Origin of the sequence: Streptosporangium becharense (genome assembly GCF_014204985.1) — a bacterium.
GTDB lineage: Bacteria > Actinomycetota > Actinomycetes > Streptosporangiales > Streptosporangiaceae > Streptosporangium > Streptosporangium becharense.
In genome coordinates this window covers 4,114,636-4,141,327 of record NZ_JACHMP010000001.1, presented here as the reverse complement: position 1 = coordinate 4,141,327, position 26,692 = coordinate 4,114,636, and the positions used below count along the sequence as shown (strand labels likewise).

General features: G+C 70.8%; 23 protein-coding genes and 2 riboswitches. Of the genes, 5 read left to right on the top strand and 18 right to left on the bottom strand.

Going from position 1 to position 26,692, the window contains the following annotated elements; genetic code table 11:
• Positions 1 to 261 precede the first annotated feature (261 nt).
• Together F4562_RS36395 and F4562_RS18235 are read right to left on the bottom strand one after the other, a co-directional pair.
• Positions 262 to 1,446 carry an RDD family protein gene (locus F4562_RS36395; protein WP_184543133.1) on the bottom strand — a complete coding sequence of 395 codons (1,185 nt, stop codon included), beginning with the start codon at positions 1,444 to 1,446 and terminating at the stop codon, positions 262 to 264.
• An 86-nt stretch (positions 1,447 to 1,532) separates the two neighbouring features.
• Positions 1,533 to 2,198, bottom strand: coding sequence for an amino-acid N-acetyltransferase (locus tag F4562_RS18235; RefSeq protein WP_246473467.1), 666 nt, complete (start codon positions 2,196 to 2,198; stop codon positions 1,533 to 1,535).
• A 338-nt stretch (positions 2,199 to 2,536) separates the two neighbouring features.
• Positions 2,537 to 2,695: riboswitch (cyclic di-AMP (ydaO/yuaA leader) on the top strand.
• 8 nt (positions 2,696 to 2,703) lie between these two features.
• On the opposite strand from F4562_RS18235, the gene F4562_RS18230 reads away from it, so the two are divergent.
• Positions 2,704 to 3,753 (top strand): C40 family peptidase, encoded by a 1,050-nt coding sequence (locus tag F4562_RS18230; RefSeq protein ID WP_311734058.1) that lies wholly within the window; start codon positions 2,704 to 2,706, stop codon positions 3,751 to 3,753.
• Between the two features lie 303 nt (positions 3,754 to 4,056).
• Here F4562_RS18230 and F4562_RS18225 read toward each other — a convergent pair whose 3' ends face one another.
• The 6 genes from F4562_RS18225 to F4562_RS18200 form a co-directional block, all read right to left on the bottom strand.
• Entirely contained in the window at positions 4,057 to 4,290 is a 234-nt protein-coding gene (locus F4562_RS18225) for a helix-turn-helix domain-containing protein (RefSeq protein WP_311734059.1), read from the bottom strand.
• A 1,005-nt stretch (positions 4,291 to 5,295) separates the two neighbouring features.
• Positions 5,296 to 6,798 (bottom strand): bifunctional lysylphosphatidylglycerol synthetase/lysine--tRNA ligase LysX, encoded by a 1,503-nt coding sequence (gene lysX, locus F4562_RS18220; RefSeq protein ID WP_184543137.1) that lies wholly within the window; start codon positions 6,796 to 6,798, stop codon positions 5,296 to 5,298.
• 66 nt (positions 6,799 to 6,864) lie between these two features.
• On the bottom strand, positions 6,865 to 7,647 hold the full coding sequence (locus F4562_RS18215; protein ID WP_184543140.1) for a type III pantothenate kinase: 783 nt from the start codon (positions 7,645 to 7,647) through the stop codon (positions 6,865 to 6,867).
• Positions 7,647 to 10,202, bottom strand: coding sequence for an L-aspartate oxidase (locus tag F4562_RS18210; protein WP_184543142.1), 2,556 nt, complete (start codon positions 10,200 to 10,202; stop codon positions 7,647 to 7,649). Before F4562_RS18210 ends, F4562_RS18215 begins: the two co-directional genes overlap by 1 nt.
• Positions 10,203 to 10,545: 343 nt before the next feature.
• Positions 10,546 to 11,391, bottom strand: a complete 846-nt coding sequence (gene panC, locus F4562_RS18205) for a pantoate--beta-alanine ligase (RefSeq protein ID WP_184543144.1) — start codon at positions 11,389 to 11,391, stop codon at positions 10,546 to 10,548.
• Positions 11,382 to 12,272 carry a Rossmann-like and DUF2520 domain-containing protein gene (locus F4562_RS18200; protein WP_184543146.1) on the bottom strand — a complete coding sequence of 297 codons (891 nt, stop codon included), beginning with the start codon at positions 12,270 to 12,272 and terminating at the stop codon, positions 11,382 to 11,384. Before F4562_RS18200 ends, panC begins: the two co-directional genes overlap by 10 nt.
• Positions 12,273 to 12,501: 229 nt before the next feature.
• Here F4562_RS18200 and F4562_RS18195 point away from each other — a divergent pair, with 229 nt between their 5' ends.
• Positions 12,502 to 13,473, top strand: a complete 972-nt coding sequence (locus F4562_RS18195; protein WP_311734060.1) for an SAM-dependent methyltransferase — start codon at positions 12,502 to 12,504, stop codon at positions 13,471 to 13,473.
• Between the two features lie 87 nt (positions 13,474 to 13,560).
• On the opposite strand, the gene F4562_RS18190 is transcribed toward F4562_RS18195, so the two are convergent.
• Complete coding sequence (locus F4562_RS18190) at positions 13,561 to 14,760, bottom strand: cytochrome P450 (protein WP_184543150.1); 1,200 nt, start codon at positions 14,758 to 14,760, stop codon at positions 13,561 to 13,563.
• A gap of 193 nt (positions 14,761 to 14,953) precedes the next feature.
• Positions 14,954 to 15,730 carry a TerC family protein gene (locus F4562_RS18185; protein ID WP_184543152.1) on the bottom strand — a complete coding sequence of 259 codons (777 nt, stop codon included), beginning with the start codon at positions 15,728 to 15,730 and terminating at the stop codon, positions 14,954 to 14,956.
• A gap of 147 nt (positions 15,731 to 15,877) precedes the next feature.
• A riboswitch (SAM riboswitch) is annotated at positions 15,878 to 15,993 on the top strand.
• A 52-nt stretch (positions 15,994 to 16,045) separates the two neighbouring features.
• Between F4562_RS18185 and F4562_RS18180 the strand changes: the two genes are divergently transcribed.
• The 3 genes from F4562_RS18180 to F4562_RS18170 are packed head-to-tail and all read left to right on the top strand — an operon-like array spanning position 16,046 to position 19,815.
• The gene (locus F4562_RS18180) at positions 16,046 to 17,368 is read left to right on the top strand and encodes an aminotransferase class V-fold PLP-dependent enzyme (protein WP_184543154.1); all 1,323 of its coding nucleotides are present in this window, start codon (positions 16,046 to 16,048) and stop codon (positions 17,366 to 17,368) included.
• A gap of 17 nt (positions 17,369 to 17,385) precedes the next feature.
• Entirely contained in the window at positions 17,386 to 18,582 is a 1,197-nt protein-coding gene (locus F4562_RS18175) for an NADH-quinone oxidoreductase subunit D (protein ID WP_184543156.1), read from the top strand.
• Positions 18,583 to 18,636: 54 nt separating this feature from the next.
• Complete coding sequence (locus tag F4562_RS18170; RefSeq protein ID WP_184543158.1) at positions 18,637 to 19,815, top strand: acyltransferase family protein; 1,179 nt, start codon at positions 18,637 to 18,639, stop codon at positions 19,813 to 19,815.
• A gap of 32 nt (positions 19,816 to 19,847) precedes the next feature.
• On the opposite strand, the gene F4562_RS18165 is transcribed toward F4562_RS18170, so the two are convergent.
• From F4562_RS18165 to hpt, 8 genes are all read right to left on the bottom strand, one after another.
• On the bottom strand, positions 19,848 to 20,309 hold the full coding sequence (locus F4562_RS18165) for a DUF3180 domain-containing protein (protein WP_184543160.1): 462 nt from the start codon (positions 20,307 to 20,309) through the stop codon (positions 19,848 to 19,850).
• Entirely contained in the window at positions 20,306 to 20,803 is a 498-nt protein-coding gene (gene folK, locus F4562_RS18160) for a 2-amino-4-hydroxy-6-hydroxymethyldihydropteridine diphosphokinase (protein ID WP_184543162.1), read from the bottom strand. Before folK ends, F4562_RS18165 begins: the two co-directional genes overlap by 4 nt.
• Complete coding sequence (gene folB, locus F4562_RS18155) at positions 20,800 to 21,162, bottom strand: dihydroneopterin aldolase (RefSeq protein ID WP_184543529.1); 363 nt, start codon at positions 21,160 to 21,162, stop codon at positions 20,800 to 20,802. Before folB ends, folK begins: the two co-directional genes overlap by 4 nt.
• A gap of 494 nt (positions 21,163 to 21,656) precedes the next feature.
• Positions 21,657 to 22,094: a nuclear transport factor 2 family protein gene (locus tag F4562_RS18150; RefSeq protein WP_184543164.1), complete on the bottom strand. Its 438-nt coding sequence runs from the start codon at positions 22,092 to 22,094 to the stop codon at positions 21,657 to 21,659.
• A complete protein-coding gene (folP, locus tag F4562_RS18145; protein WP_184543166.1) occupies positions 22,091 to 22,942 on the bottom strand; it encodes a dihydropteroate synthase in 852 nt (283 codons plus the stop codon). Before folP ends, F4562_RS18150 begins: the two co-directional genes overlap by 4 nt.
• A gap of 330 nt (positions 22,943 to 23,272) precedes the next feature.
• Positions 23,273 to 23,854: a GTP cyclohydrolase I FolE gene (folE, locus tag F4562_RS18140; protein WP_184543169.1), complete on the bottom strand. Its 582-nt coding sequence runs from the start codon at positions 23,852 to 23,854 to the stop codon at positions 23,273 to 23,275.
• 2 nt (positions 23,855 to 23,856) lie between these two features.
• Positions 23,857 to 25,854 (bottom strand): ATP-dependent zinc metalloprotease FtsH, encoded by a 1,998-nt coding sequence (gene ftsH / locus F4562_RS18135; protein WP_184543171.1) that lies wholly within the window; start codon positions 25,852 to 25,854, stop codon positions 23,857 to 23,859.
• Positions 25,855 to 26,134: 280 nt separating this feature from the next.
• A complete protein-coding gene (gene hpt / locus F4562_RS18130; protein ID WP_311734061.1) occupies positions 26,135 to 26,692 on the bottom strand; it encodes a hypoxanthine phosphoribosyltransferase in 558 nt (185 codons plus the stop codon).

Below are 26,692 nucleotides of genomic sequence, written 5' to 3'. Positions count from 1 at the left end.
AGCCCATTCGACGGCCGGCCCTTGAAGTCCCGGCGGTGGCCGATCCGGCATTGACATCTCATAGCGCGGGTCCGCCGCGTGTGAGACCGGCGATGATTCTCGGCCGGAGCCCCGCGGCCTTCCGGCGGGCCGGGAATGGGTTTGCACCCGTCCCGGGGCACGGGACCGGCGCCGTTACCCGGCCGCCTGCGGGCACCCAATTCCCCCCGACGCACGAAAACGGGGCCGGCGGTCGCACCGCCGGCCCCGTTATTCGCGGGACTACTTGACCTTGACGACCACCGTCTCGGCCACCTTGTCGTGCAACGCCTGCTGCAGGGGCTTGTCCCACAGCAGCCACAGAATGTTGACCAACATGAAGATGCTGGCGGCCCAGCCCAGGAACGGCACCCAGTTCACGGCCTGCGGGCCCCAGAGCACGCCGGCGCGCTTCAGCGCGACGTCGGAGGACAGACCGCCCGGCGGCAGGACACCGCCGACGGGCACGACCTTGATCCCCATGACCATCTTGCCGACCGTCTGGCCGCCCCGGGAGAGCATGAAGAACTCGTAGGCGAAGAAGATGGCCGCGATGATCAGTGTGCTGACGAGACTGGCGGCGAACGCCCCGCTCGCCTCGACGGAGTCGCCGGTCTTGTAGTTGTAGCTGGGCGCCGTGACGAGGATCAGGCCTATGACGATGGTGACGACCACCGCCGGGATCGCAAGGATGATGCCGTCGATGAACCGCGCCACCAGACGCTGCCACCACTCCGCGAGGGGGGCGGGGGCTCCGGGGGGACCGCTGTAGGCCTGCTGGCCGTAAGAGGGCGTCTGGGCGTAGGAGGGCTGCTGGCCGTACCCGGGTTGAGCCTGTTGGCCGTAGCCGGGCTGCTGGCCGTAGGAGGGCTGGGCCTGCTGACCGTAGTCAGACTGCTGACCGTAACCAGGCTGAGCCTGCTGACCGTAAGAGGGCTGCTGGCCGTAACCGGGCTGAGCCTGTTGGCCGTAGCCGGGCTGCTGGCCGTAGGAGGGCTGGGCCTGCTGACCATAGCCGGGCTGCTGACCGTAACCAGGCTGAGCCTGCTGACCGTAGGAGGGTTGGGCCTGCTGACCGTAGTCAGACTGCTGACCGTAACCCTGCTGCTGGCCGTAACCAGGCTGGGCCTGCTGACCATAGCCGGGCTGCTGGCCGTAACCAGGCTGAGCCTGCTGACCGTAGGAGGGTTGGGCCTGCTGACCGTAACCCTGTTGCCCGTACCCGGGCTGCTGGCCGTAGCCGGGCTGGGTCTGTCCTGGACCGGTGTTCGGCTGCGCGCCCTCCGACCGGTATCCCACAACTGTCACATCGGGGTCGTGCCCGCCGGGGGCTCGGCCCACATTGTGCTGCCCGTAATCCGGCTGTCCCGAGGGGTTGCGATCACGCTCGGGATCATCCTGTGGATACGGCGGCTGTCCGGTGCTCACCGCGTCACCTCACTTAGACTGCGCATGCGGCGTATGTAGACTCACATGCTTGCTGCTGCACAAGGTATCGATATAGGTATCAACAGTCACCTTTCCACTGAGTCAGCCCCGCCGTCATGAAAGTCCGGCTCGCGTGTCAGATGAAGCAGCATGCGGGTGTTGCCCAAGGTATTCGGCTTGACGTGCTCCAGGTCGAGGAACTCGGCGACGCCTTCGTCGTACGAGGCGAGGAGCTCGGCGTACACCTCCGGGGAGACGGGCGTGCCCTGGATCTCCCGGAACCCGTGGCGGGCGAAGAAATCGACCTCGAAGGTCAGGCAGAAGACCCGGCGCAGGCCGAGTTCCACGGCGGTGCGGATGAGCGCCGAGACGATCCGGTGGCCGATCCCCATCCCCCGGCAGTCGGGGTCGACCGCGACGGTGCGGATTTCGGCGAGGTCCTCCCAGAGCACGTGGAGCGCTCCGCAGCCGACGACCCGGCCCGCCCCGTCGGTGGCCACCCAGAACTCCTGGATGTCCTCGTAGAGGGTGACGGTGGCCTTCTCCAGCAGCCGCGGCCCGGCCCCGCCGTAGGTGTCGACGAGCCTGCGGATGGCGCGGACGTCGGGGGTGCGGGCACGGCGGACGACGACCTCGGTGGCACCGGGGCCGGCCGGGTCCCGCTCCGTCTTCTCGCCCCCCGATCGGGAGGGCCGTCCCCCGGCGACGGCGCCCGGGGCCGTGACGGGGGAATGCTCCGCAACCTGGTCCATGACTGATCAGCGTACGTCCTCGGCGGACCCTAATTACGGCTCATCCATAACACTCCCGCTCCGGCTCCGAGATGGCCGCCGACCGGCGAATTGCCGCGCCGCCTCCGGCGAGACCACGCAATGTGGCCGATCTCATCTTCGGTACGCCCGCGGACCTGGGGAGACCGGGGGCCACAGGCGTCACGGGAACGATAAAGGCAGCGTAATGGGCATGTGGATCTTGAAGCGATGTGATGCTCCCGTGACATTTCAGTTGCGCAAGCTCTACGAAGTTCACAGTTCTGGTTGAGCAGGAACCTCCGTTGCACTAATGTCCGTGCTCGATGTCAGAGACGTGAAAGCCTGACCCGCCGAATCCCCCACCCCCGGGGGAGCCGGGGACCCACACTTCTCCATGAAGTCCCCGGGGTGAATCCGAGTGCCACCGGCGCACCCGGTAGGGCTGCCTCCGGCCCGAACCCGTCAGCTAACCCGGTAGGCGGCCGAGGAGAAGAGGAGCCTTCTGGTGAAGCGCACGCGCGACCGCGGACGAGAGCACGCGGGCAGCGATGCCCGCGGTCGAGAACGCACATCGCGCAGGCTCCGCCGCCGTATCGCGATCATCGGGACGGCCTTCGCGCTCCTGACCCTCGGTACCCCGTTCATCGCGGCCACCGCCGACCCCCGGCCCAGCCTCCAGGAGCTGGCCGACCAGGCCGAGAAACTCCACGACGAGATCGGCACGCTCACCGAGCAGTACAACGGGGGGCGGGTCAAGCTCAAGCAGGCGCAGCGCGCCGCCGAAAGCGCCAAGAAGACCCTCGCCACCAGCGAGTCGGAGCTGAAGATCAAGCGCGACAAGGCCGCGCTCCTGGCGCAGAGCAGCTACATGGCGGGCGAGCTGACCTCCGGGCTCGCCTTCAGCCAGTCCGCCGATCCCGACTCCTTCCTCGACCAGGCCACCACCGCCTACGCCCTCCAGCAGCAGCAGAGCGAGGAGGTCGCCCAGCTGAGCCGGGCGATCGAGGACGCCAGGCAGGCGCAGGCCACCGCCAAGGCCAGGACCGAGGAGGTCCAGGAGCTCCTGTCCGACATCGGGAAGAAGCGCAGCAAGATCGAGCGGCTGGTCGCGCGGGTCGAGAGCGACCTGTTCAGCGAGGTGCGCACCCGGGCCGCCAGCAACCGGGGAGCCCGGGTGAAGGTCGAGGTGCCCATCCCCGGAAGCGGCAAGGCCGCCGAGGCCGCCCGCTGGGCACTCACCCAGCAGCTCAAGCCGTACATCTGGGGTGCGGAGGGGCCCAACGGCTTCGACTGCTCCGGGCTGGTCATGTGGGCCTACCAGAAGGTCGGCATCAGCCTGCCGCACTACACCGGCGACCAGTGGGCCGCCGGCACCCACATCTCCAAGGACCAGCTGCGTCCGGGTGACCTGGTGTTCTTCTACAGCGACCTGCACCACGTGGGGATCTACCTCGGCGGCGGCCTGATGGTCCACGCGCCGCGCACCGGGGACGTCATCCACATCGCCAGCATCGAGAACCGGCCCTTCGCCGGCGGCGTCCGCATCGCCGACTGATCCGGCCTGCCCGCCAGCGGGCAGGCCATCCGCCGGCGGGGTGTGCCTTCCGGCGCCCGGGTCCCGGGCCGGGACCGGGCCGCGGCCGGGGGCGAGTTCCCGGGAAAGCGGCATGACCGGGCGCGGCCGACCGCCGCCGCCGCTGCGGCAGGAGACCTCCGACGCCGTGGGTGCGGACGGCGCCGCGGCGCGGCGGGGAACGCCGGTCGGGTCGGGCCCGGGGACGCCCCGACCCCCCCTGTACGGCCCTGTGGTGGCGCGTACGACCACGGGCGCGATGCCCGGAGGAAAAGGGTGAGGGCCCTAGATGAGACGGCGGCGGGCCGCCCAGGCCACGGCCTCGATGGCCGTGGCGACGCCGATGCGGTCGCAGATGCCCCTGAGCCTGCGCCTGACGGTCCGGCCGCTGATGTCGAGGCGGCGGCCCACCCTGTCGACGGTGACACCCTTGGCGAGCTCCGCCAGAAGCACGAGATCGTCATCACTGAGATCGATGTCGCCCGGGCCCACGGGGCTGTCGCCATGGCGCGAATCCACTTCCGGATATGCCATCTGGAGTCACTCCCCCCGCTCAGGAATCCGGACGTGAAGACGCCGGGAATCAATACCGCCCGTCAGGAACGGTAAACGCCATGTTCAAAGGTCGTCAAGTTCCGCTCTTCACGACACGCGGCCACTATTGACATAGTACGTACAACATGGAGTACTGATGATATGTCGCCGCCTTTGGCACTAAGTCCCGACAAGGCCGAGGCACAGGCCCGGCCGTCGTCGGCGCGCGGCAGCAACGACCCTCACAGAACAATCTTTCGCCATGCCGCACGCGCGGAGATCCTCGCAGGTCCACGGCCTGGACCGGGTCCCGTTTTCCGGAAGAAACGATCCGTCGGCGGTAGTGCGCGGCCTGCGGTCACGGCCTTGACGCCCCCCGGGAAAACGCCCCGCAATGGGAAGACCGCACGCTGCCTTTGCGGCATTCGATGATTATCATTTGGCGCCGCCCGGATACCCCGCGGTATGCGGCACCGGCGGAATATGGTTCCCATGTCGTTCGGCGACCCGACGGTAATTAGGGGAACGACCACGCCCGCGACGGACACATCGGGCCGACCGGGACCCGGCCCGCCTGCCCCGGCCCGCGCCGACCCGGCGTACGCGCGCCGCCGAAGGTCACGAGGACGGGATCCGCTCTGTTTCGGACAGCCGGAAAGCACGGCCGGCCACCGGGCACGGTCTCGCACACCGAACGACCGAAATACCCGACCGACCCACCGGCCGCCTCCGCGCACCGCGGTCGCTGAGTCGTCGCCGGCGCCACTGAGGCGCCGCTGAGTCACTACTGGGCCGCCATCGCGCGCTCCGCGGGCGGCGCCGCTTCCATCCCGGACGCGGCGCCGGATCGGTCGTCGACCGATCCGGCGCCGCCGTGCGCACGGGAGCCTCACACACCGCGGCGCACCGGCCGGTGCGCGAGGTGCGGCGCCGCCGCGCGGGGGCCTCACCCCGCCGGGGCCGGCACTCCTGCCCGATCGTCCGCTCGGCTCAGCCCGCCGGCTTGACCAGCGGGAACAGGATGGTCTCGCGGATGTTCTTACCGGTGAAGGCCATGACGAGCCGGTCGATGCCCAGCCCCATACCGCCGGTGGGCGGCATGCCGTACTCCAGCGCGGTGAGGAAGTCCTCGTCGAGCTGCATGGCCTCCGGGTCACCGCCCGCAGCGAGCAGGGACTGCTCGGTGAGGCGGCGACGCTGCTCGATCGGGTCGACCAGCTCCGAGTAGGCGGTCGCGAGCTCGGTGCCGAACCCGATCAGGTCCCACTTCTCGGTGAGGAGCGGGTTGTCACGGTGCTGACGGGTCAGCGGGGAGGTCTCCAGCGGGTAGTCCATGACGAACGTGGGCTGGACGAGCGTGTGCTCGACGAGAGCCTCGAAGATCTCCTGGACGAGCTTGCCCTGGCCCCACTTCGGCTCCCAGTGGACCCCCCGCGTGTCCGCGAGCTTGCGGACCTGCTCCAGGGGGGTCTCGGTCGTGATCTCCTCGCCCAGCGCCTCGGAGACCGACCCGTACAGGGTGATCCGCGGCCACTTCTCCAGGCCCAGGTCGATCTCCCGGCCGTCGTACTCGACCACCGAGTGCCCCAGGGCGGCCACGACCGCCTTCTGGATCATCCGCTGGGTCAGGTCGGCCATGTCGTTGTAGTCGAGATACGCCCCGTACGCCTCGAGCATGGTGAACTCGGGGTTGTGGGTGGCGTCCGCACCCTCGTTGCGGAAGTTGCGGTTGATCTCGAAGACCTTCTCGATGCCGCCGACCACGAGCCGCTTGAGGTAGAGCTCGATCGCGATGCGAAGGTAGAGCTCCATGTCGTAGGCGTTGATGTGGGTCTTGAACGGCCGCGCCGCGGCGCCGCCGTGGATGGGCTGGAGCATCGGGGTCTCGACCTCCAGGTAGCCCTCCTCCGCCCAGAAGTCGCGCACGGCCCGCACCACGGCGCTACGGGTGTAGGCCATCTTCCTGGCCTCTTCGTTGACGATGAGGTCGACGTAGCGCAGGCGGACGCGTGCCTCGGGGTCGGTGAGGCCCGCGTGCTTCTCCGGCAGGGGACGCAGGCACTTGGAGGTGATGGCCCAGCGGTCGGCGAGGATGGACAGCTCCCCGCGGCGCGAGGTGATGACCTCGCCCTCGATGCCCACGTGGTCGCCGAGGTCGACGTCGCGCTTCCACGCCGCCAGGGACTCCTCGCCCACCTTGTCCAGGGAGATCATGATCTGGAGGTCGGCGGAGCCGTCGCGGATGGTCGCGAAGCAGAGCTTGCCACCGGTCCTGGACAGCATCACGCGTCCGGTGACGCCCACTTTGTCGCCGGTCGCGGTGTCAGCGGAGAGATCGGCGTATTTCTCGCGGATCTCGGCGTTGGTCGCGGTGCGCGGGAAGTTCACCGGGTAGGGGTCGACGCCTTCCGAGCGAAGTCGGTCGAGCTTGTCCCGGCGGACGCGCATCTGCTCCGGCAGATCCTCGGCGGGGTTCGTCACTTCATCGGTCACAGTTCCAAAGGGTACCGATGTGGCGAACCCCGCGAGGTCGCCGCGTCCGCGATGCGGGAGGACTTCTCAGGCCGTGTTGCGGTGGTAGATCAGCCGCAGGCCGATCAGCGTGAGCCACGGCTCATGGATGTCGATCGAGCGTGCCTCGTCGACCACGAGCGACGCGGCGCTGCCGGTGGCGACCACGGTGACGTCATCGGGGTCGGTGGCCAGCTCGGCCGCCATCCGCTCGACGATCCCGTCGACCTGACCGGCGAACCCGTAGATGATGCCCGCCTGGAGCGCCTCGACCGTGTTCTTGGCGATCACGGAGCGGGGGCGGATCAGCTCCACCTTGTGGAGTTGCGCGCCCGCCGCAGCCAGCGCGTCCACGGAGATCTCGATCCCGGGGGCGGTCACCGCGCCGACGTACTCACCCTTGGCGGAGACCGCGTCGAAGGAGGTCGCGGTGCCGAAGTCGACGATGATGCACGGCCCCCCGTAGAGCTGGATGGCGGCCAGCGCGTTGACGATGCGGTCGCTGCCGACCTCCTTGGGGTTGTCCATCCGCACCGGCACACCGGTGCGGACGCCCGGCTCGACGATCACCGCGGTCACGTCGCCGTAGTAGCGGCGGCACATCTCGCGCATCTCGTTGAGCACCGAGGGAACGGTGGAGCAGATCGCGATGCCGTTGACGTCCGCCCCCTTGAGCAGGGGCGACTGCCCGAGCAGCCCCTGGAGCACGACGGCGATCTCGTCGGCCGTGCGCCGGGCGTCGGTGGCGATCCGCCAGTGCTCGATGACCTCGTCCCCTTCGAAGAGACCGAGGACGGTGTGGGTGTTGCCGACGTCGATGGCAAGCAGCATCAGTTCCCCCGAAGGTCCAAGGCGATGTCCAGCGCCGGTGCCGAATGCGTGAGCGCGCCCACGGCAAGGTAGTCAACGCCTGTTTCAGCTACATCACGGGCCACCTGGAGGGTCAAGCCCCCGCTGGCCTCCAACCGTGCCCGGCCGGCCACGAGCCGCACGGCCTCCGCCAGCTGGCCGACGGTGAAGTTGTCCAGCAGGATCTCCTCCGCCCCTTCGGCCAGCACCGCCTCGACCTGGTCGATCCGGTCGACCTCCACCTCGATCGGCAGGTCCGGGTAGGCGTCCCGGACCGCTCGGAACGCCTCGGCCACCCCGCCGGCGGCCACCACGTGATTGTCCTTGATCAGAGCGGCGTCGGAAAGCGACATGCGGTGGTTGACGCCGCCGCCGCACCGCACCGCGTACTTCTGCAGCGCGCGCAGCCCGGGGAGGGTCTTGCGGCTGTCGCGGACGGCGGCCCCGGTGCCCTCCACGGCGCTGACCCAGCGGGCGGTCAGGGTCGCGATGCCGGACAGGTGGGTGAGGAGGTTGAGCGCGGTCCGCTCGGCGGTCAGCAGGTCGCGGGTGGGGCCGGTGACGGTCATCAGCACATCGCCCCGCCGGACGTGCTCACCGTCCTTGACCTCACGCTCGACGGTCAGCCGCCCCCCGCTCAGGTGGGAGAACGCCCCCTCGGCGACGGCCAGCCCGGCGACCACGCCGTCGGCGCGGGCCACCACGTCGGCGGTGTCGACCTGGTCGGCCGGGATGGTGGCCAGGCTGGTGACGTCACCCGCCTCCTGGAGGTCCTCCGCGGCGGCGGCCTCCAGAACCGCCGTCACCGCGACCAGGTCTAGGCCCGCCTCGGCCAGGTCCGCCTCGACCTGCGGCGGCAGCGTGGTCGCGCGCTGCCCGTGCGGCACGTACGTCATGGTCGTTCCCTCCGCTGTCAGTGTCACGTCGAGGTGGCCCAGCCACCGGACATCGTCTCGCTCGGAGAAGTCCTCGCGCCAGTGCGACCCCCGGGTCTCCCGGCGGCTGCGCGCCGCCGCCACGAGCGCGGAGGCGACCGTGAGCAGGTTGGTGGTCTCCCACGACTCGGTGCACGGCTCGACCGCCACCGGGGTCCACCGGACGTTCACCAGGGCCCTGGCGACCTCGCTCAGCGACTCGTCGCTGCGCAGCACGCTCGCCCCGCGGCTCATGTGCCCCTGGATCCTGGCCCTGGCCCTGGGATCGACCAGCCCGGCCGGGCGGTCGTCGGCGACCGGCTCGCCGGGCCGCGCGCCGCCCACGCCGGGTGAGGACCGCCGGGTCCGGTGAATGTCGGCGGCGATCCGCCCGGCGAAGACCAGACCCTCCAGCAGGGAGTTGGAGGCCAGCCGGTTGGCGCCGTGCACACCGGTGCACGCCACCTCGCCGCACGCGTACAGGCCGGGCACGCTGGTGCGGCCGTGCAGGTCGGTACGGACCCCGCCGCTGGCGTAGTGGGCGGCGGGGGCGACCGGGATGAGGTCGGTGACCGGGTCGATGCCGTGTTCCAGGCAGACCGCGTGGATCGTGGGGAAGCGGGTGCGCCACTTCTCCGCGCCGAAGTGGCGGGCGTCGAGGTGGACGTGGTCGGTACCGGCCTCGCGCATCCGCCGCATGATCGCCTTGGCCACGACGTCGCGCGGCGCGAGGTCGGCGAGCTCGTGGACGTCCTTCATGAACCGGGTGCCGTCGGAGTCGACCAGCACCGCGCCTTCACCCCTGACCGCCTCCGAGATGAGCGGCTGCTGGCCGGTGGATTCCTCGCCGAGCCACAGGACGGTCGGGTGGAACTGGACGAACTCCAGGTCCCTGACCACGGCGCCCGCCCGCAGCGCGAGCGCCACGCCGTCGCCGGTGGAGACGACGGGGTTGGTGGTGGCGGCGTAGACCTGGCCCATACCGCCGGTGGCCAGCACCACGGCCCCGGCGGCGACCGCCCCCACGCCGTCGCGTTCGCCCTCGCCCATGACGTGCAGGGTGACACCGGCGGTACGGCCGTCCGCGTCCTTGAGCAGGTCGAGGACGAGAGCGTGCTCGATCACCTCGATCGCGGAGTCGCGGACGGCCTGGACGAGTGCCCGTTGCACCTCCGCGCCGGTGGCGTCGCCGCCCGCGTGCACGATGCGGTTGCGCCGGTGACCGCCCTCCCTGGTGAGCTGGAGCTCCCCGGAGTCGTCGGTGTCGAAGCGGGCTCCGGCCGCGATGAGGCCGCGCAACGCACCGGGCCCCTCGGTGACCAGGGTCCGGACCGCCTCCTCGTCGCACAGGCCCACACCCGCGATGAGCGTGTCGGACAGGTGCTCCGCGGGGGTGTCGCCCGGGTCGAGGACGGCGGCGATGCCGCCCTGGGCCCAGCGGGTGGACCCGGCCGACAGGACGTCCTTGGTGACGACCAGGACCTTCGCCTCAGGGTCGAGGCCGGCGTAGCGGAGCGCCAGGGTGAGCCCCGCGATGCCGGAGCCGACCACGACCACGTCCGCCCGGACCGTCCAGCCCGGGGCGGGCGCGGTCAACCTCTGGGGGATGGCCGGGATGCTCATGTGCCGCCTCCTCGCGGGGATCATAGAGGCCTTAATTTCGTCAACGTGACGATAACGCGGCTCCCGCGACGGCTGTTCCCCGGGGTGGCCTCCGGGCCCCGGCGACCGGTGGGACGGCCGGGCGGCCGCGGCCGCGCGAGGCGGAGGACGGGACCGACCCGCCCGCGTCCCTCCGACGTGGGGCGGCCGCGGCCGCGCGGGGCGGAGACCACGAGGTCATGGAGTCATGGGAACCGCGGTCGGCGGAACCGGGAGGACGGCGGGGCCCGGTGGGACCGGGGCCGCGCGGAGGCGGGGTCCCGGGGGAAGGAGGCTCGGGCGGCGGAGGCCCGGGGCGGAGGGGTCAGAAGGTGACCGTGACGTTGTCGATCAACCTGGTGGAGCCCACCTTCGCGGCCACCGCGAGGATCGCCTCACCCGAGTGGTCGTCGCGCACCTCCTCGAAGGTCGCCGGGTGGACCAGGACCAGGTAGTCGACGGCCACCGCCGGCTCGGCCTCCAGGACGGCCCCGGCGGCCCGGCGGGCCTCCTGCGGCGTCCGCCGCCCGGCCCCGGCGGCGAGAGCGCGCGACAGGGCGAGGGCGGCCACCCGGTCGTGCGGCGACAGGTAGCGGTTGCGGCTGGACATCGCCAGCCCGTCGGGCTCGCGGACCGTGGGCGCCCCGACGACGGAGACCGGCACGTCGAGGTCGGCGACCATCCGGCGGATCAGGGCCAGCTGCTGGGCGTCCTTCTGCCCGAACACCGCCACGTCCGGCCGGACCAGGTTGAACAACTTCAGCACCACGGTCAGCACACCGTCGAAGTGCCCGGGGCGGAAGCCTCCCTCGACGACCGAGCCCATCGCCCCCGCGGAGACGCCGACCTGGCGGTCAGGCAGATACATGTCCGCCGCGGACGGGGCGAACACCAGGCCCACCCCCTCCTCCGCGCACACCTCCAGATCGGCGTCCAGCGTGCGGGGGTAGCGGGAGTAGTCTTCAGCGGGGCCGAACTGGAGCGGGTTCACGAAGATGCTCACCGCCACGCGGTCGGCCCTCTCGTGGGCCAGCCGGATGAGCGAGCGGTGGCCCTCGTGCAACGCCCCCATGGTCGGCACCAGCGCCAGTGTGGCCCCGCCCGCGCCGATCCCGAGGGTCTTGCGCGCCTTGACCAGCCCGGCGCGGTCGCGCGTCACGATCACGTCCATATGTTGCCTCCCAGCGCGTCCAGGAGGCGCTCGGCGGCCTCGGGCTTGAGCAGCCCGGCCGCCAGCGCCCGGTCCGCCGTGAGCCTAGCGAGCGCCACGTAGGCGTCCGCGGCCTCGGGGGCGGCGAGGATGAGCGCGTCGACGTGCTTGCGGACGGTGCCGGCGTCGCCGCGCACCACCGGGCCGGTCAGCCCGGCGATGCCGAGCCTCAGCACATTGTCCAGGGCCGCGCCGAGCAGGGGGCCGAGCATCCGGCCCGGCTGCTCCACGCCGATCCTCCCCAGCAGCTCCGACGACTCCGCGACGAGCGTGACCATGTGGTTGGCCGCGCCCGCCAGCGCCGCGTGGTAGAGCGCCCGGTCGGCGTCGGCGATCCAGACCGGCTCGCCCTCCATCTCGATGACCAGCGCCTCCGCCACCGGGCGGAGCGGCTCGGGGGAGGTCACCCCGTAGGAGATGCCCGTCAGGCGGCGCAGGTCGTCGTCACGGCCGGTGAACGTCATCACCGGGTGGAGCGCGAGCGGCAACGCCCCGGCCGCGGTCGCCGGGTCGAGCACCGACAGGCCGTACGCCCCGCTGGTGTGCACCACCAGCTTGCCGCGCAGGTCGGCGCCGGCCCCCACCAGGCCGGAGACCAGGCCGGGCAGGACGTCGTCGGGAACCGTCAGCAGGACGAGGTCGGCGTGGGCCACCACGTCCTCGGGGCTGGTCGGGACGAGGCCGAGCCGCTCGACCGCCCGGTCTCTGGAGGCGTCGGAGACGCCGCTCGCCGCGACGACCCGGTGACCGGCCCTGGCGAGGGCGGCACCGAGCGCCGAACCGACCTTTCCCGCTCCGACGACCCCGACGGCCAGACGTGCCGGGCGATCCGCTGCGTCCATGACGTCCCGTCCTTCGACCATGTGGGGCTCCATGCCTGGTTGACCAGCGTAACGGGCGGGGTCGCCGCGGCCACGCCAGGGCACGCGCGCCACGGCCGGTTCGGGCCCTGGGACGGGAATGGCCCCACGAGGGGAGGACCGCGGCGGCCGGTGACAGGATTCGGTCATGAGCTCATCCGAGGCGTCGGCGCAAGCCGATCCCGTCCCGCTCCCGCGACGGGTAGCGTCTGTGGACGTGTGGCTCACCTGGCGTGCCGCGACGGAGCAGGCGCTCTACGGCGAGAGCGGTTTCTACCTCCGGGAACGTCCCTCCGGGCATTTCCGTACCTCGGTCGGCGCGTCTCCCGTCTTCGCCGAGGCCATGCTGCGCGAGCTGGCGGCGGTGGACGAGGCGCTCGGCCGCCCCGCCGCGCTCGATCTGGTCGACATGGGCGCCGGCGAGGGCGTGCTGGCCGCCGGTGTGCTGGCCGCCGCCCCACCCGGCCTGCGGTCGCGGCTCCGGGTGACCGCCGTCGATCTGTCTCCCCGGCCGGCGCGGCTGCCCGCGGAGGTCGTCTGGGCACGAGCCATGCCGGAGGGAGTCCGCGGGCTGGTGGTCGCCAACGAGTGGCTGGACAACATCCCCGTCGACCTCGCCGAGCAGACCGCCGACGGGCCCCGGCTGGTGCTGGTCGACCCCGCCGACGGCGGGGAACGGCTGGGCGACAGACCGGCCGAGGCGGATCTGGCCTGGCTGGACCGCTGGTGGCCGATACGGACCGCGGGCGAGCGGGCCGAGATCGGCAGACCGCGCGACGAGGCGTGGGCCGCGGTGATCGGCCGGCTCGCGCGCGGCTGGGCGATCGCGATCGACTACGCCCACTCCCGCGGCGATCGCCCGCCCTACGGCACGCTGACCGGATACCGCGACGGCGCGACGGTCACGCCCGTGCCCGACGGCTCGTGCGACATCACCGCCCATGTGGCTCTGGACGCCTGCGCGGACGCCGGGGAGCGGGTGGGAGCCGTCACCACGGCCCTGACCACCCAGCGCGAGGCGCTGCGCGCGCTGGGCGTCACCGGTGGCCGTCCGCCCGTCGAGCGCGCCCGTGACGACCCGCGCGGCTACCTGCAGGCCCTGGCCCGCGCCTCCGAGGAGGCGGAGCTGATCGCCGCCGAGGGGTTCGGCGGGTTCGGCTGGCTGGTCCAGACCCGTTCCTGATCCGGTGACGACCACCCGGCGGCGGTCACCCGGTGACGACCGCCCGGTGACACCCCGGCGGCGGTCACTCGCGAGACGTCAGACGTGTCAGACGGTCACGTCCAGGGAGCGCAGCCCGCGGATGACGTAGCCGGGACCCCAGGACGGTTCGGCGACGAGCTCCATCTTCGGTGCCCTGCGCAGCAGGGCACCGAACGACTCGGCCAGCTCGATCCTGGCCAGCGGGGCGCCCAGGCAGAAGTGGATGCCTGCGCCGAAGGAGATGTGCGGGTTGTCGGCCCGGCTCACGTCCAGGCGGTCGGGGTCGGCGAAGACCTCGGGGTCGCGGTTGGCGGAGCCGAACAGCAGCGCGACCTCGGTGCCGCGCGGGATGTCCACCCCGCCCACCGAGATGTCCTCGAGCACCCAGCGTTCGAACATCTGCAGCGGCGTGTCCCAGCGCATCAGCTCCTCGATCGCGGTGGGCAGCAGACCGTGGTCCGCGCGCAGCCGCTCCAGTTCGGCGGGGTTGCGGAACAGCGACCACCAGCCGTTGCCGGTGACGTTGACGGTGGCCTCGTGCCCGGCGTTGAGCAGCAGCACGCAGGTGCCGACCAGCTCTTCCTCGGTGAGCCTGTCCCCCTCGTCGGCGACCAGGGCGAGCGCGCTGATGAGGTCGTCGCCGGGGTCGGCGCGACGGGATCGGGCCAGCCCGACCAGGTAGTCCGAGAACTCCTGGGCGGCGCGGACCGCGGTGTGCTGGGCCTCGACGGAGGGGTTGAGCTCGTACATGCCGCAGATGTCGGCGGACCACGGCCGGAGCAGGTGGCGGTCGGCCTCGGGCACGCCGAGCATCTCGGCGATCACGGTCACCGGGAGCGGCTCGGCGACCTCGGCGATCAGGTCTCCGCCGCCGCGCTCGACGAACGCCTCCACCAGCTCGCCGGCGATCCGGGCGACCTTGGGACGGAGCGCCTCGACCATCCGCGGGGTGAACGCCTTGGAGACCAGCCGCCGCAGACGGGTGTGGACGGGCGGCTCGACGTCGAGCATGCCCGCCCTGACCACCCGCCAGAACGGATCCTGGAACTCGGGGTCGTCCGGCCTGCCGAACTCCTGGTGGGTGGCGACGTGCAGGTAGGACCGGCCGAGCCTGCGGTCGCGCAGCAGCGCGTTGACGTCGGCGTGCCGGGCGATCAGCCACTGGCCGGTCGGCTCGAAGAAGCTGACCGGCCGTTCCCGTCTCAGCTCGTCGTAGGCGTCGTACGGGTGGGCGATGAATTCCGGATTCCAAGGATCAAAACGCACTCATGCATCGTAATCGCCAGCTCAGCGACCTCCCAGCCGAGAGGTACGGCGGCCCGGCGGCCCCACGTGAGGGCCGCCGGGTGTGGCGACCGGCACGCGGGATCCGTCTGCGGCGACCGGCCCTCGCGAACCGGCCCGCGGCTGCCCGCACACGGGAGCTGGCGTACGGCGACCGGTCCGCGAGGGCCGGCGCTCAGGAGTCGGCGCGTCCGCCCGCCTGCTCCTCGGGCTCGTAGCGGCGGTGCAGTTCCACCGGTTCGTCCCTGCCCGCCTTGGAACGCAGCCGGATGTTGAACAGTTCCACCACCAGCGAGAACGCCATCGCGAAGTAGATGTACCCCTTGGAGATGTGCTGCTCGAAGCCCTCGGCGATCAGCACGACGCCGATCAGGATCAGGAAGGACAGCGCGAGCATCTTGATGCTCGGGTGCCGGTCCACGAAGTGACTGATCGGCCCGGAGGCGACCAGCATCACGGCGACGGCGACGATGACGGCAGCGATCATGACGCCGACCTCGTCGACCATGCCGACCGCGGTGATCACCGAGTCGAGCGAGAAGACGATGTCGAGGATCATGATCTGGACGATCACGGCACCGAAGGACGCGGCCACCTTGCTCCCGGCGTGGCCGGACTTGCCCTCCAGGCTGTCGTGCACCTCGAAGACGCTCTTGCCCAGCAGGAACAGCCCGCCGATTATCAGGATCAGGTCACGCCCCGATATCCCCTGCCCGAAGACCTCGAAGAGCGGGTTGGTGAGGCGTATCACCCACGACAGCGCCAGCAGCAGCGCCAGCCGGCTGACCAGGGCGACCATGAGGCCGATCTTGCGTGCCCGGTCGCGTTGCGCCTCGGGGAGCTTCCCGACCAGGATCGAAATGAAGATGATGTTGTCGATGCCCAGGACGATCTCCAGGGCGACAAGGGTGAAGAACCCTATCCATATCTCCGGGTTGGTCACCCAGTCCATCGCTTCCTCCTCTGTCGGTCCCTGTCGGGTTCCGTCGGCTGACTGCCAGGACGACCGACGGGCACCGGAAGTTCCTGCCCACGTATCGGCCTGATTACATTTCGGACTTGCGAGAGGCGGCCCGGGGTCGGTTATAGTTCCGGCGTAGGTCATGAGTGCCAGTGACAAGCCCCGGCTCGCTGGCCGGCAACCCTCGCGTCCGCGGCGGGGTGCCCCGGGTGAAGACCTGGTCCGGCGCGCAGCGTGCCGGGCAAGCGCGGGCTCCACGCACCAACGCCACGGCTTGGGGTCCGACGACCTCGAAGGAGCGCCGGCGTGTCCACTCTGACGATCTTCACCACTGCCGCCGCCGACACCGCGTCCCCGGACGCCGCCGCGGCTCCGCGAACCCTCGCGGCCCGCCCGTCCGGCGACCGGCCGATCCCCGCGGTGCTCGGCTCGGACCTGGAGGTCCCGGTCCGGGGCGGCCGGATCGTCCGCTACGCCAACCTCGACTACGCCGCCAGCGCCCCCTGTCTGGAGCCGGTGAGCGCCGCCGTCGCCGCCGCGCTCCCGGCCTACTCCAGCGTCCACCGCGGCGCCGGGTACGCGTCCCAGCTCACCACGGCCCGCTACGAGCAGGCCCGGCACACCGTCCGCGCCTTCGTCGGAGCCCGCCCCGACGACTCGGTGATCTTCACCCGCAACACCACCGACGCGACCAACCTGCTGGCCCGCAGCCTGCCGGCGGGGACCACCGCCGTGGTCTTCGACACCGAGCACCACGCCTCCCTGCTGCCCTGGGGCGACGCCGTGCGGCTGGCGCCGCCGGCCTTCCCCGGCGAGGCCGTCCGTGCCGCCGACGAGGCCCTGGCCGCGCTCGACGGCCCCAAGCTGCTGGTGGTGACCGCCGCCTCCAACGTCACCGGTGAGCTGTGGCCGATCGCCGCCCTGGCCCACATCGCCCACCGGCACGGCGCCCGCATCCTCGTCGACGCCGCCCAGCTCGTCCCGCACCGCCGCCTCAACCTGACCGCGCTCGACCTCGACTACGTGGTCTTCTCCGGCCACAAGCTGTACGCCCCGTTCGGCACCGGTGCGCTGATCGGCCGTTCCGACTGGCTGGCGCGGGCGGAACCGTACCTGCGGGGCGGCGGCGCGGTCAGGGCCGTGGGCGACGGCGAGGCCGACTGGCACGACGACCCGGAGAGCCGGCACGAGGCCGGCACCCCGAACGTCCTGGGCGCCGTCGCGCTGGCCGCCGCCTGCGACGCCCTGAGCGCCACCGGGTGGAGCGTGCTGGTCCGCGAGGAGGAACGCCTCCTGCACCGCCTGCGCGCGGGGCTGGCGACCGTCCCGGGTGTCAGGGAGCTGTCGCTGTGGGGCCCGGACCACCCCCGCGTCGGCATCGTCTCCTTCGTGGTCGAGGGCTTCACCGCCCGCGAGGTCGCCGAGGCGCTCTCCGCCGACTACGGGATCGGCGTCCGCGACGGCAAGTTCTGCGCTCACCCCTTCGTCCGCCACCTCCTGGGCACCGCGGACGGCGGCTGCGAGGACGGCACCGCCTCCGCCGTCCGCGCCTCCATCGGCATCGGCACCACCGCCGAACACGTCGACCGCCTCGTCACCGCCCTGCGGGATCTTGTCTCTCGCGGTTGACGTGACAGCATGGGGTTATGACTGAGCCTCGTGCCGAAGGCGCACCCCGGAGCCTGGACGTGGGGATCGGTGCGGGAGCCGGCGCCGTGCAGGAAGCGCACGGCAAGGAGCTCGCCACCGAGGACATGGTCCTCAACATCGGGCCGCAGCACCCGTCCACGCACGGCGTGCTGCGGCTGCGGCTCACCCTGGACGGCGAGCGGATCAGCGCGGCCGAGCCGATCGTCGGCTACATGCACCGCGGCGCGGAGAAGTTGTTCGAGGTCCGCGACTACCGGCAGATCATCGTGCTCGCCAACCGGCACGACTGGCTGTCGGCGTTCGCCAACGAGCTGGGCGTCGTGCTGGCGGTGGAACGCATGCTCGGCATGGAGACGCCGGTCAGGGCGGTGTGGACCCGCACCCTGATGGCCGAGCTCAACCGGGTGCTCAGCCATCTGATGTTCCTCGGCTCCTATCCCCTGGAACTCGGCGCGATCACCTCGATCTTCTACGCGTTCCGGGAGCGCGAGACCCTCCAGGCGGTGATGGAGGAGATCTCCGGCGGACGCATGCACTACATGTTCAACCGGGTCGGCGGCCTGAAGGAGGAGTTGCCCGAGGGGTGGCTGGGCCGGGTCTCCCGGGCGGTGGCCGACGTGCGGCGCCGACTGCCCGACATCGAGAACCTGATCTCCGGAAACGAGATCTTCCTGGCCCGCACGCGCGGCGTGGGCGTCCTGGACCGCGAGACGATCATGCAGTACGGCGTGAGCGGCCCGATCGCCCGCGCCTCCGGCGTCGACGTCGACCTGCGCAGGGACGAACCCTACCTGGCCTACGGCGAGCTGCCGGTGAAGGTCGTCACCCGGTCGGCCGGAGACTGCCTGGCCCGCTTCGAGGTGCTGCTGGAGCAGCTCAAGGTCTCCCTGGACCTGGCCGACGCCTGCGTGGAACGCATCCGCGAACTGCCGCCGGGGCCGATCAACCAGCGCCTGCCCAAGGTGCTGAAGGTGCCGGAGGGCCACACCTACGCCTGGACGGAGAACCCGCTGGGCCTCAACGGCTACTACCTGGTCTCGCGCGGGGAGAAGACACCGTGGCGGCTGAAGCTCCGCTCGGCCTCCTTCAACAACGTCCAGGTGCTGCGCGAGATGCTTCCCGGTCATCTCGTCTCCGACATGGTCGCCATCCTCGGCTCACTGTTCTTCGTCGTGGGCGACATCGACAAGTGACCGCGGACGGCACCGGCAGGCAGGGGTGCGAGCAGTGAGGCATGGTACGACCGCATGAGCGAACACGACGGCGTGGCGACTCCCCCGGCGGCCACCGGGCCGCGGCGCGACAAGTATGTCGACTGGCTGCGGGCGTTCAGCCTGCTCGTCGTGGTCCTGTGGCACTGGGCGTTCACGATGCTGGCCTGGGGACCGGACGGCCCGTCGCCGACCAGCCCGCTGGGCTTCACCTCGGGGTTGTGGATCCTGACGTGGCTGCTCCAGGTGATGCCGCTCTTCTTCTACGTGGGCGGCCACGTCCACCTGCTGTCGTGGCACCGGGCGTGCGAACGCGGCGTCGGCATCGGCACCTTCGTGTGGCGGCGCATCCGCAGCCTGGCGATCCCCGCGCTGGCGCTCGCGGGCACCTGGGTCGTGCTGGGCGTGATCGTGACGCAGGCGTTCGGGATCCGGTGGATGGACAAGGTCGTCCTGCTCGTCATCAGCCCGCTGTGGTTCATCGGCGTCTACCTGACGCTGGTCGCCCTGCTTCCCGTCTCGCTCTGGCTGCACCGGCACTTCGACGTGCTGGCCCTGATCTGGCTCGGTGGCGCGGCGCTCGTGGTCGACGTGCTGCGGCTGCGCTACGGGTACGAGGCGGTGGGCTGGCTGAACATGGTCATCGTCTGGGGGCTGGCGCACCAGGCGGGCTTCTTCTACGACAGGGTGGTGAGGCTGCCGCGCCGTTTCGACGCCGCGCTCCTGTGGACCGGGCTGTTCGCCCTGTTCGGCCTGGTCTACTCCGGCATCTACCCGGGCTCGATGGTGGGCGTGCCCGGCGACCGGCTCTCCAACATGGCACCGCCGACCTTCGTCATCGTGGCCCTGCTGACCTTCCAGGTCGGCCTGGTGGAGATGGTGCGGCCGTTCATGGAACGCCTGCTGGAACGCCCGGGATGGCAGCGCGTGAACGAGACGGTCAACAGGTTCGCGCTGCCGCTGTTCCTGTTCCACACGACCGGTATGGCGATCTGGGTGGCGCTGACCTGGGGGCTGCTCGGCGGCGCCCCCGCCGCGAGCGTCGCCCCGCCGGACGTGTTCTGGTGGCTGGAGCGGCCCCTGGCCGTCGGTGGAGCGCTGGTGTGCACGCTGCCGGTCATCATGCTGTTCGGCCGCAGGTGGACCGGTTCCTCACGACGGCGGGAGGCACCGAACCCGGAGGTCCCGAACCCGGAGGCCGCCGACCCCGCGTAGCGGGCGCCGGCGATGACCCCCGGCGGGACCGCTCAGCGTCCGGCCTCGCCGGAGTCCTTCGGCACCTTGCAGCAGTACTCCAGGTACAGCGCGGAGCAGACCAGGAGCACGCAGGCCAGGAACGAGCCACCGGCGATGTAGAAGTCGCGCCAGGGCACCCCCTGGTCGAACCGGCCGAGCAGGCCGGCGGTGTAGAGGGTGAACCCGGCGAAGAGGCCGGCGAAGGCCGCGCCGCCGTACGCGGACGCCTTGGCCAGGGCGGCCAGCCGGGCCACCGCCAGCGGCTCGACCGGCTTGGTGCCTGGCCTGCGGTGGATCCTGGCCCGGGTCATCCACCCGCTGTAGAACTCACCCAGCGCGAGCAGGAACACCGTCGGGATGGCGGTCCAGGGCAGGCCGGGCAGGGACGCGTAGAGCGGCTTCAGAGCCCCCCAGGCGAGGATCGCGAACACGACGGCGATCCCGGCGAGCACGCCGGGACGGGTAGGCCTCACGCCGGCCCCAGGAGGGCGAGATCGTCGCGGGGCCGCACATAGTCCCGGTCGAGCCCGGCCAGCAGGTCGGCCACCCTGCGGCCGGACAGGACGGCGTCGGGGTCGGCCGCGGCCCACGGCACCAGCACGAACGCGCGCTCGTGAGCCCGGGGGTGCGGGAGCGTCAGGTCGGGGTCGTCCATGACGACCCCTCCCACGGTGATCAGGTCGACGTCCAGGGTGCGCGGGCCCCAGCGCTCGACGCGGACCCGGCCGAAGGTGTTCTCCACACTCTGAGCACGATCGAGAAGCGCCCGGGGTTCCAGCCCGGTCTCGGCGATCACCACCGCGTTGAGGTACGGCCCCTGGTCGGGACCGCCCACCGGGTCGGTCTCGAAGACCGGCGACACCGCGACGAACGCGAGCCCCGGGATGCCGAAGAGCGCGTCGACCGCGCCTTGCAGGGTGGCCATCCGGTCGCCCAGGTTGCTCCCGAGCGCGATCACGGCCCTCATGAACGGCTCCGGGTGATCGTCACGACCACGTCGTCGAAGGGCAGCGGGATCGGCGCGGCGGGCTTGTGGACGCTGACCTCCACCGACCAGACCTGCTCGCGGGCCAGGCAGACGTCCGCCAGGCGCTGGGCCAGGGTTTCGATCAGGTCGACCGGCTCACCCGCCACGACCCGCGCCAGATCCTCGGCGAGCTCGCCGTAGTGGACGGTCAGGGTCAGGTCGTCGCCGGCCGCCGCGGGCGCCGTGTCGAGGAAGAGGACGACGTCGACGACGAACTCCTGGCCGAGCTCCCGCTCGGCGGGAAGCACACCGTGCCGGCCCCGTACCCGCAACCCCTTGAGGCTGATCCGGTCGGGCACCCGCCAGGGACCCGCCCCCCGCTGCCCCCGCTCGGACGGGCCCGGCAGCAGGGACCTCTCCCGGTCGCCGAACGGATCCTCCTCCCGGCCGATGACCGGGTCACCGGGCGGCTGCCGGAGCGGATCATGCACCGGGCCGCCGATCAGGTCACCGATCCCGTCGTGGATGGGAACGGCCGGCCGGCCGGGGGCCGGATTCCGGGCCGGATCGTGACCCATGTGGCCCACGCGGCCCGTGTGGTCCGGATCGCGGCCTGTGTGGTCCGGATCGTGCTCCGCGCGGTCCGCGCGGTCCTCCGTATCGCGGCCCACGCGGGCCGTGTGGTCCGGACCGCGGCCCACGTGATCCGAACCGTGCTCCGCGCGGGCCGTGTGGTCCTCCGCACGGGCCGTGTGGTCCGGACCGCGGCCCGCGCGGTCCGGATCCGGATGCGGACCGGGGCCCGCGGCGGGACGGGGGTCGCCCTCGCCGGGTCGCTCGCCGGTGCGGTCGGTCACGCGGCTTCCTCTTCCTCGTCGTCGTCCCCCTGCAACACGGGCGAACCGTGGTGCAGCCAGAGCCGCCACCCCGCCGACGTCCTGATGAAGGTGTTGCTCGCCACCACCTTGCCCGCCGCGAAGCTGGCCTCACCTTCGTCACCAGCGGTGAGGATGTTCTCCTCACAGGTGAGGACGGCGACGTCGCCCAGGACCATGACCCGCACGTCGGTGAGCACGAACTGGATGTAGGGCGTGTTGGCCATGATGAGCGCCCACGAACGCAGCACCTCCTGGCGCCCGCTCACGATCGGCCACCCGGGATGCACGCAGCTGACCTGCTCACCGTCGGCGTCGTCGGCCCAGATCTCGGTCATCCGGTCGAGATCGGCGTTCTCGATGGCGGTGTAGAACTCCTGGTTGACCGTTTCGACGGCGGTGGTGTCGACGCTCATGCTCTCGCTCCCTGGACTGCGGCGGCCACCCGGACGGCATCCGCGTTCGGGCGCACGTCGTGCACGCGCACACACCACGCGCCCGCGTACGCGGCGAGCGCGGTCACGGCGAGCGTGGCGTCGTCACTGCGGTTGAAAGGACGCGGGGTGCCGTCCGGACCGGCGAGCAGCCGGCCCAGGAAACGCTTCCGCGAGGCCCCGATGAGGAGCGGATGACCCAACTCGGCGAGCTGGTCGACACCCGCGAGCAGGGCCCAGTTGTGCTCGGGGTTCTTGGAGAAGCCCAGCCCGGGGTCGAGGACGATCTGCTCCTCGGCCACCCCCTCGGACAGCACGGAGGCGACCCGCTTGGCGAGCTCCTCACGCACCTCCGTCACCACGTCGCCGTACACGGCCCGGCGTTCCATGGTGTGGCTGTGGCCGCGCCAGTGCATCACCACGTACGGCACTCCGGAGGCGGCCACCACCCTGGGCATCTCCGGATCGGCCAGCCCGCCGCTGACGTCGTTGACCAGCCGGGCCCCGGCCGCCACGGCCGCCTCGGCCACCTCGGCCCGCATGGTGTCGACGCTCACCGTCACGCCTTCGCGGCTCAGCCGGCGGATGACCGGCTCGACCCTGGCCAGCTCCTCCTCGAGGGTGACCCGGGCCGCCCCGGGCCTGGTCGACTCGCCGCCCACGTCGACGATGTCGGCCCCCTGCTCGACCAGCTCCAGGCCGTGCCGCACGGCCGCGTCCGGGTCGAACCACCGGCCGCCGTCGGAGAAGGAGTCGGGAGTCACGTTGACCACGCCCATCACAAGGCACCGGCCCGGATCGGGCAGCCCCGGAACACGCCACGTAGTCATGCCGACAAGCCTAGGCGCTACCTGTCGTCCCCCCGTCTCGCGGGTCGGGCTTGCGGGATAACGAATCGGAACGCCCATCCTTCCGGCGGGGCGGGGCGGAACGCCCGTCACGGGGCGGGCGGGCGCCGGTCGGCACGGCGCTGGGAGGCGCTGGCTGCCATGTCTTCTCCTCCATCCGCCTCCGCCCGCCCGGCGGTGACGATCACGCCGTGCCGGTCGCGACCTCTCGGAACCTCCGGAGTGACCATTCACCCGGCGTACCGAACACACTACTGCGCGTCGATACATGCCGCAGCAAAACCATCCGGTTCGGGACACGCACCCCGGAGGTCAGCGAATGATCAGGGCCATGGCTTCGGCCCTGGTCTTGTCGCTGCTGCGGAAGTCTCCGCGCACCGCCGAGGTGATGGTCTTCGCGCCGGGTTTGCGAACCCCCCGCATGGTCATGCAGAGGTGCTCGCACTCGACCACGACGATGACCCCGCGCGGCTCCAGCACGCGCATGAGCGCGTCGGCGATCTGCGAGGTCATCCGTTCCTGCACCTGGGGACGCCGGGCGAACACGTCGACGAGGCGGGCGAGCTTGGACAGGCCGGTGACCTGCCCTTTCTCGTTCGGGATGTAACCGACGTGGGCGACCCCGTGGAACGGGACGAGGTGGTGCTCGCACGTCGAGTAGACCTCGATGTCGCGGACGAGCACCATCTCGTCGTGGTCGACGTCGAAGACCGTGGTCAGGACGTCCTCCGGGGTCTGCCCGAGACCCGCGAACTGCTCGGCGTAGGCACGGGCGACACGGGCCGGGGTCTCCTGGAGACCGTCGCGGTCCGGATCCTCACCGATGGCGATGAGGATCTCGCGGACCGCTTTCTCCAGCCGGGCCGTGTCGACCTGGAGCGGCTTGGCACTCACCGTCAGTTGCCGTCTTTGGGAGCGGAGTCGGGGTGGGCCGCGCCTCTCGGCAGCGCGCCGTTGCCGGCGCCCGAGGGGATCGAGCCGTTTCCGGACTGCTCCTTCGGCGTCAGGATCGGCGGCCGGTTGGAGGGCAGCCGCTTGCCGTAACCCGAGTAGGAGGGACGCTTCTCCCGGACGACCACCGGAGCGAAGATCTGGAGCACCTGGTCACGGGAGAGGGTCTCCTTCTCCATGAGCTCCAGCACCAGGTTGTCGAGCACGTCGCGGTACTCCACGAGGATCTCCCACGCCTGGTCGTGCGCGCTCTCGATGAGGCGGCGGACCTCCTCGTCGATCGTGGAGGCGATCTTCTCGGAGTAGTCGCGCTCGTGGCCCATCTCACGGCCGAGGAAGACCTCACCGTTGCCGGTGCCGAACTTGCGGGCGCCGAGCTGCTCGCTCATGCCGTACTCGGTGACCATGCGGCGGGCGATGGAGGTGGCCTTCTCGATGTCGTTGGAGGCGCCGGTGGTGGGCTCGTGGAAGACGAGCTCCTCCGCCGTGCGGCCGCCGAGCAGCATCGCGAGCTGGTCCGTCATCTCCGAGCGGGTCGCGAGGAACTTGTCCTCCATCGGCAGCGTCATCGTGTAGCCGAGAGCGCGGCCGCGGGACAGGATCGTGATCTTGTGGACCGGGTCGGAGTTGGGCAGCGCGTGCGCGACCAGGGCGTGACCGCCCTCGTGGTACGCGATGATCTTCTTCTCCTGGTCCGACATGACCCGGGTCTTGCGCTCGGGACCGGCCATCACCCGGTCGATGGACTCCTCCAGGGTCTCCATCGTGATCAGCTTCTGGTCGGCGCGGGCGGTGAGCAGCGCCGCCTCGTTGATGACGTTGGCCAGGTCGGCACCGGTGAAGCCGGGGGTGCGGCGGGCGATGACGTCGAGGTCGACGCTCTCGTCGAACGGCTTGCCGCGACCGTGCACCCGGAGGATGCCCTTGCGACCCTCCAGGTCGGGGCGGTCGACGGTGACCTGGCGGTCGAAGCGGCCGGGACGGAGCAACGCCGGGTCGAGGATGTCGGGCCGGTTGGTCGCGGCGATCAGGATCACGCCGCCCTTGACGTCGAAGCCGTCCATCTCGACCAGCAGCTGGTTCAGCGTCTGCTCGCGCTCGTCGTGACCGCCGCCGAGCCCGGCGCCGCGGTGGCGGCCCACCGCGTCTATCTCGTCGATGAAGATGATCGCCGGGGCGTTCGCCTTCGCCTGCTCGAACAGGTCGCGGACACGCGAGGCGCCGACACCCACGAACATCTCGACGAAGTCGGAACCGGAGATCGAGTAGAACGGCACCCCGGCCTCACCGGCGACGGCCCTGGCGAGCAGGGTCTTACCGGTTCCGGGCGGGCCGTACAGCAGGACGCCCTTGGGGATCTTGGCGCCGATCGCCTGGAACTTGGCCGGGGCCTGGAGGAACTCCTTGATCTCCTGGAGCTCCTCGATGGCCTCATCGGCACCCGCGACGTCGGCGAAGGTGGTCTTGGGGGTGTCCTTGGTGATGAGCTTGGCCTTCGACTTGCCGAAGTTCATCACCCGCGAGCCGCCGCCCTGCATCTGGTTCATGATGAACAGGAAGATCAGCACGATGATGACGATCGGCAGGAAGCTCACCAGGAGGCTGAGGAGGAAGTTCTCCTTCGGCACGTCGACGGTGTAGCCCTGCGCGAGCTTGCCACCCTTGGCTGCGGTCTCCAGGCGGTCGGTGAGCTGGACGCCCTGCCCCGACACCCATGAGGAGTAGTAGCGCTTCTTGTCGGTCAGGGTGACCTCGATGCGCTGATCCTTGTCGATGATCTTGGCGTTGGAGACCTTGCCCTCATCGATCCAAGTGATGATCTTTGAGGTGTCGGTCTTCTCGAAGTTGCCCTCGCTGCCCCACATCGTCGTGACGAGCAGGAGAAGCACGACGATGCCCAGGATCCACAGCAGTGGCCCACGTGTAAATCGCTTGAGATCCATCCGATGCGGAACCCCGGCGGGCCCGTCCCTTCCTGACCATGGCCTGCAACCCCGGGTCGCCCCGGGGCTCGCGGTATCCCTAACCGCTCCAACTGACTACCCAGAGACGGCGGGGGGCCACCTCTTCGGTCGTCCGAAGGTACACCGGCGTGGCGCGCAGGGTAACTGCTCCGACAGCACCGGCTCTGCCCTACCAACGTACGTCAAGTAGGTCCGTGTTCCCCGCCACTGCCGACAATGTCGCCTCCGGGAATGGCCCGCTTCGCCCAGGGCGTACTTTTCAGCCTGCTCCGTACACGTGCGGCGCGAGAGTTCCGATGAAGGGAAGATTGCGGTACTGCTCGGCGTAGTCGAGCCCGTAACCGATCACAAACTCGTTGGGAATGTCAAAACCGACGTACTTCACATCGATCGGGACTTTGATCGCGTCGGGCTTGCGCAGCGCGGTGCAGATCTCCACCGAGGCCGGGTTGCGCGACTTCAGGTTGTGCACCAGCCACGACAGGGTCAGGCCGGAGTCGATGATGTCCTCGACGACCAGCACGTGGCGGCCGGCGATGTCGGTGTCGAGATCCTTCAGCACCCGGACGACACCGGACGACCTGGTGCCGGCGCCGTAGGACGACACGGCCATCCAGTCCATCTGGACCGGCACGTGCAGTGCCCTCGCCAGGTCCGCCATGACCATGACCGCACCCTTCAGCACGCCCACGATCAGCAGTTCCTTGCCCGCGTAGTCTTCGTCTATCCGGCTCGCGAGCTCCTTGATCTTGGCCTGGAGCTCTTCCTCGGGGATGAGGACCTTCGCGAGATCCTTGCCCATGTCGGCTGCGTCCAC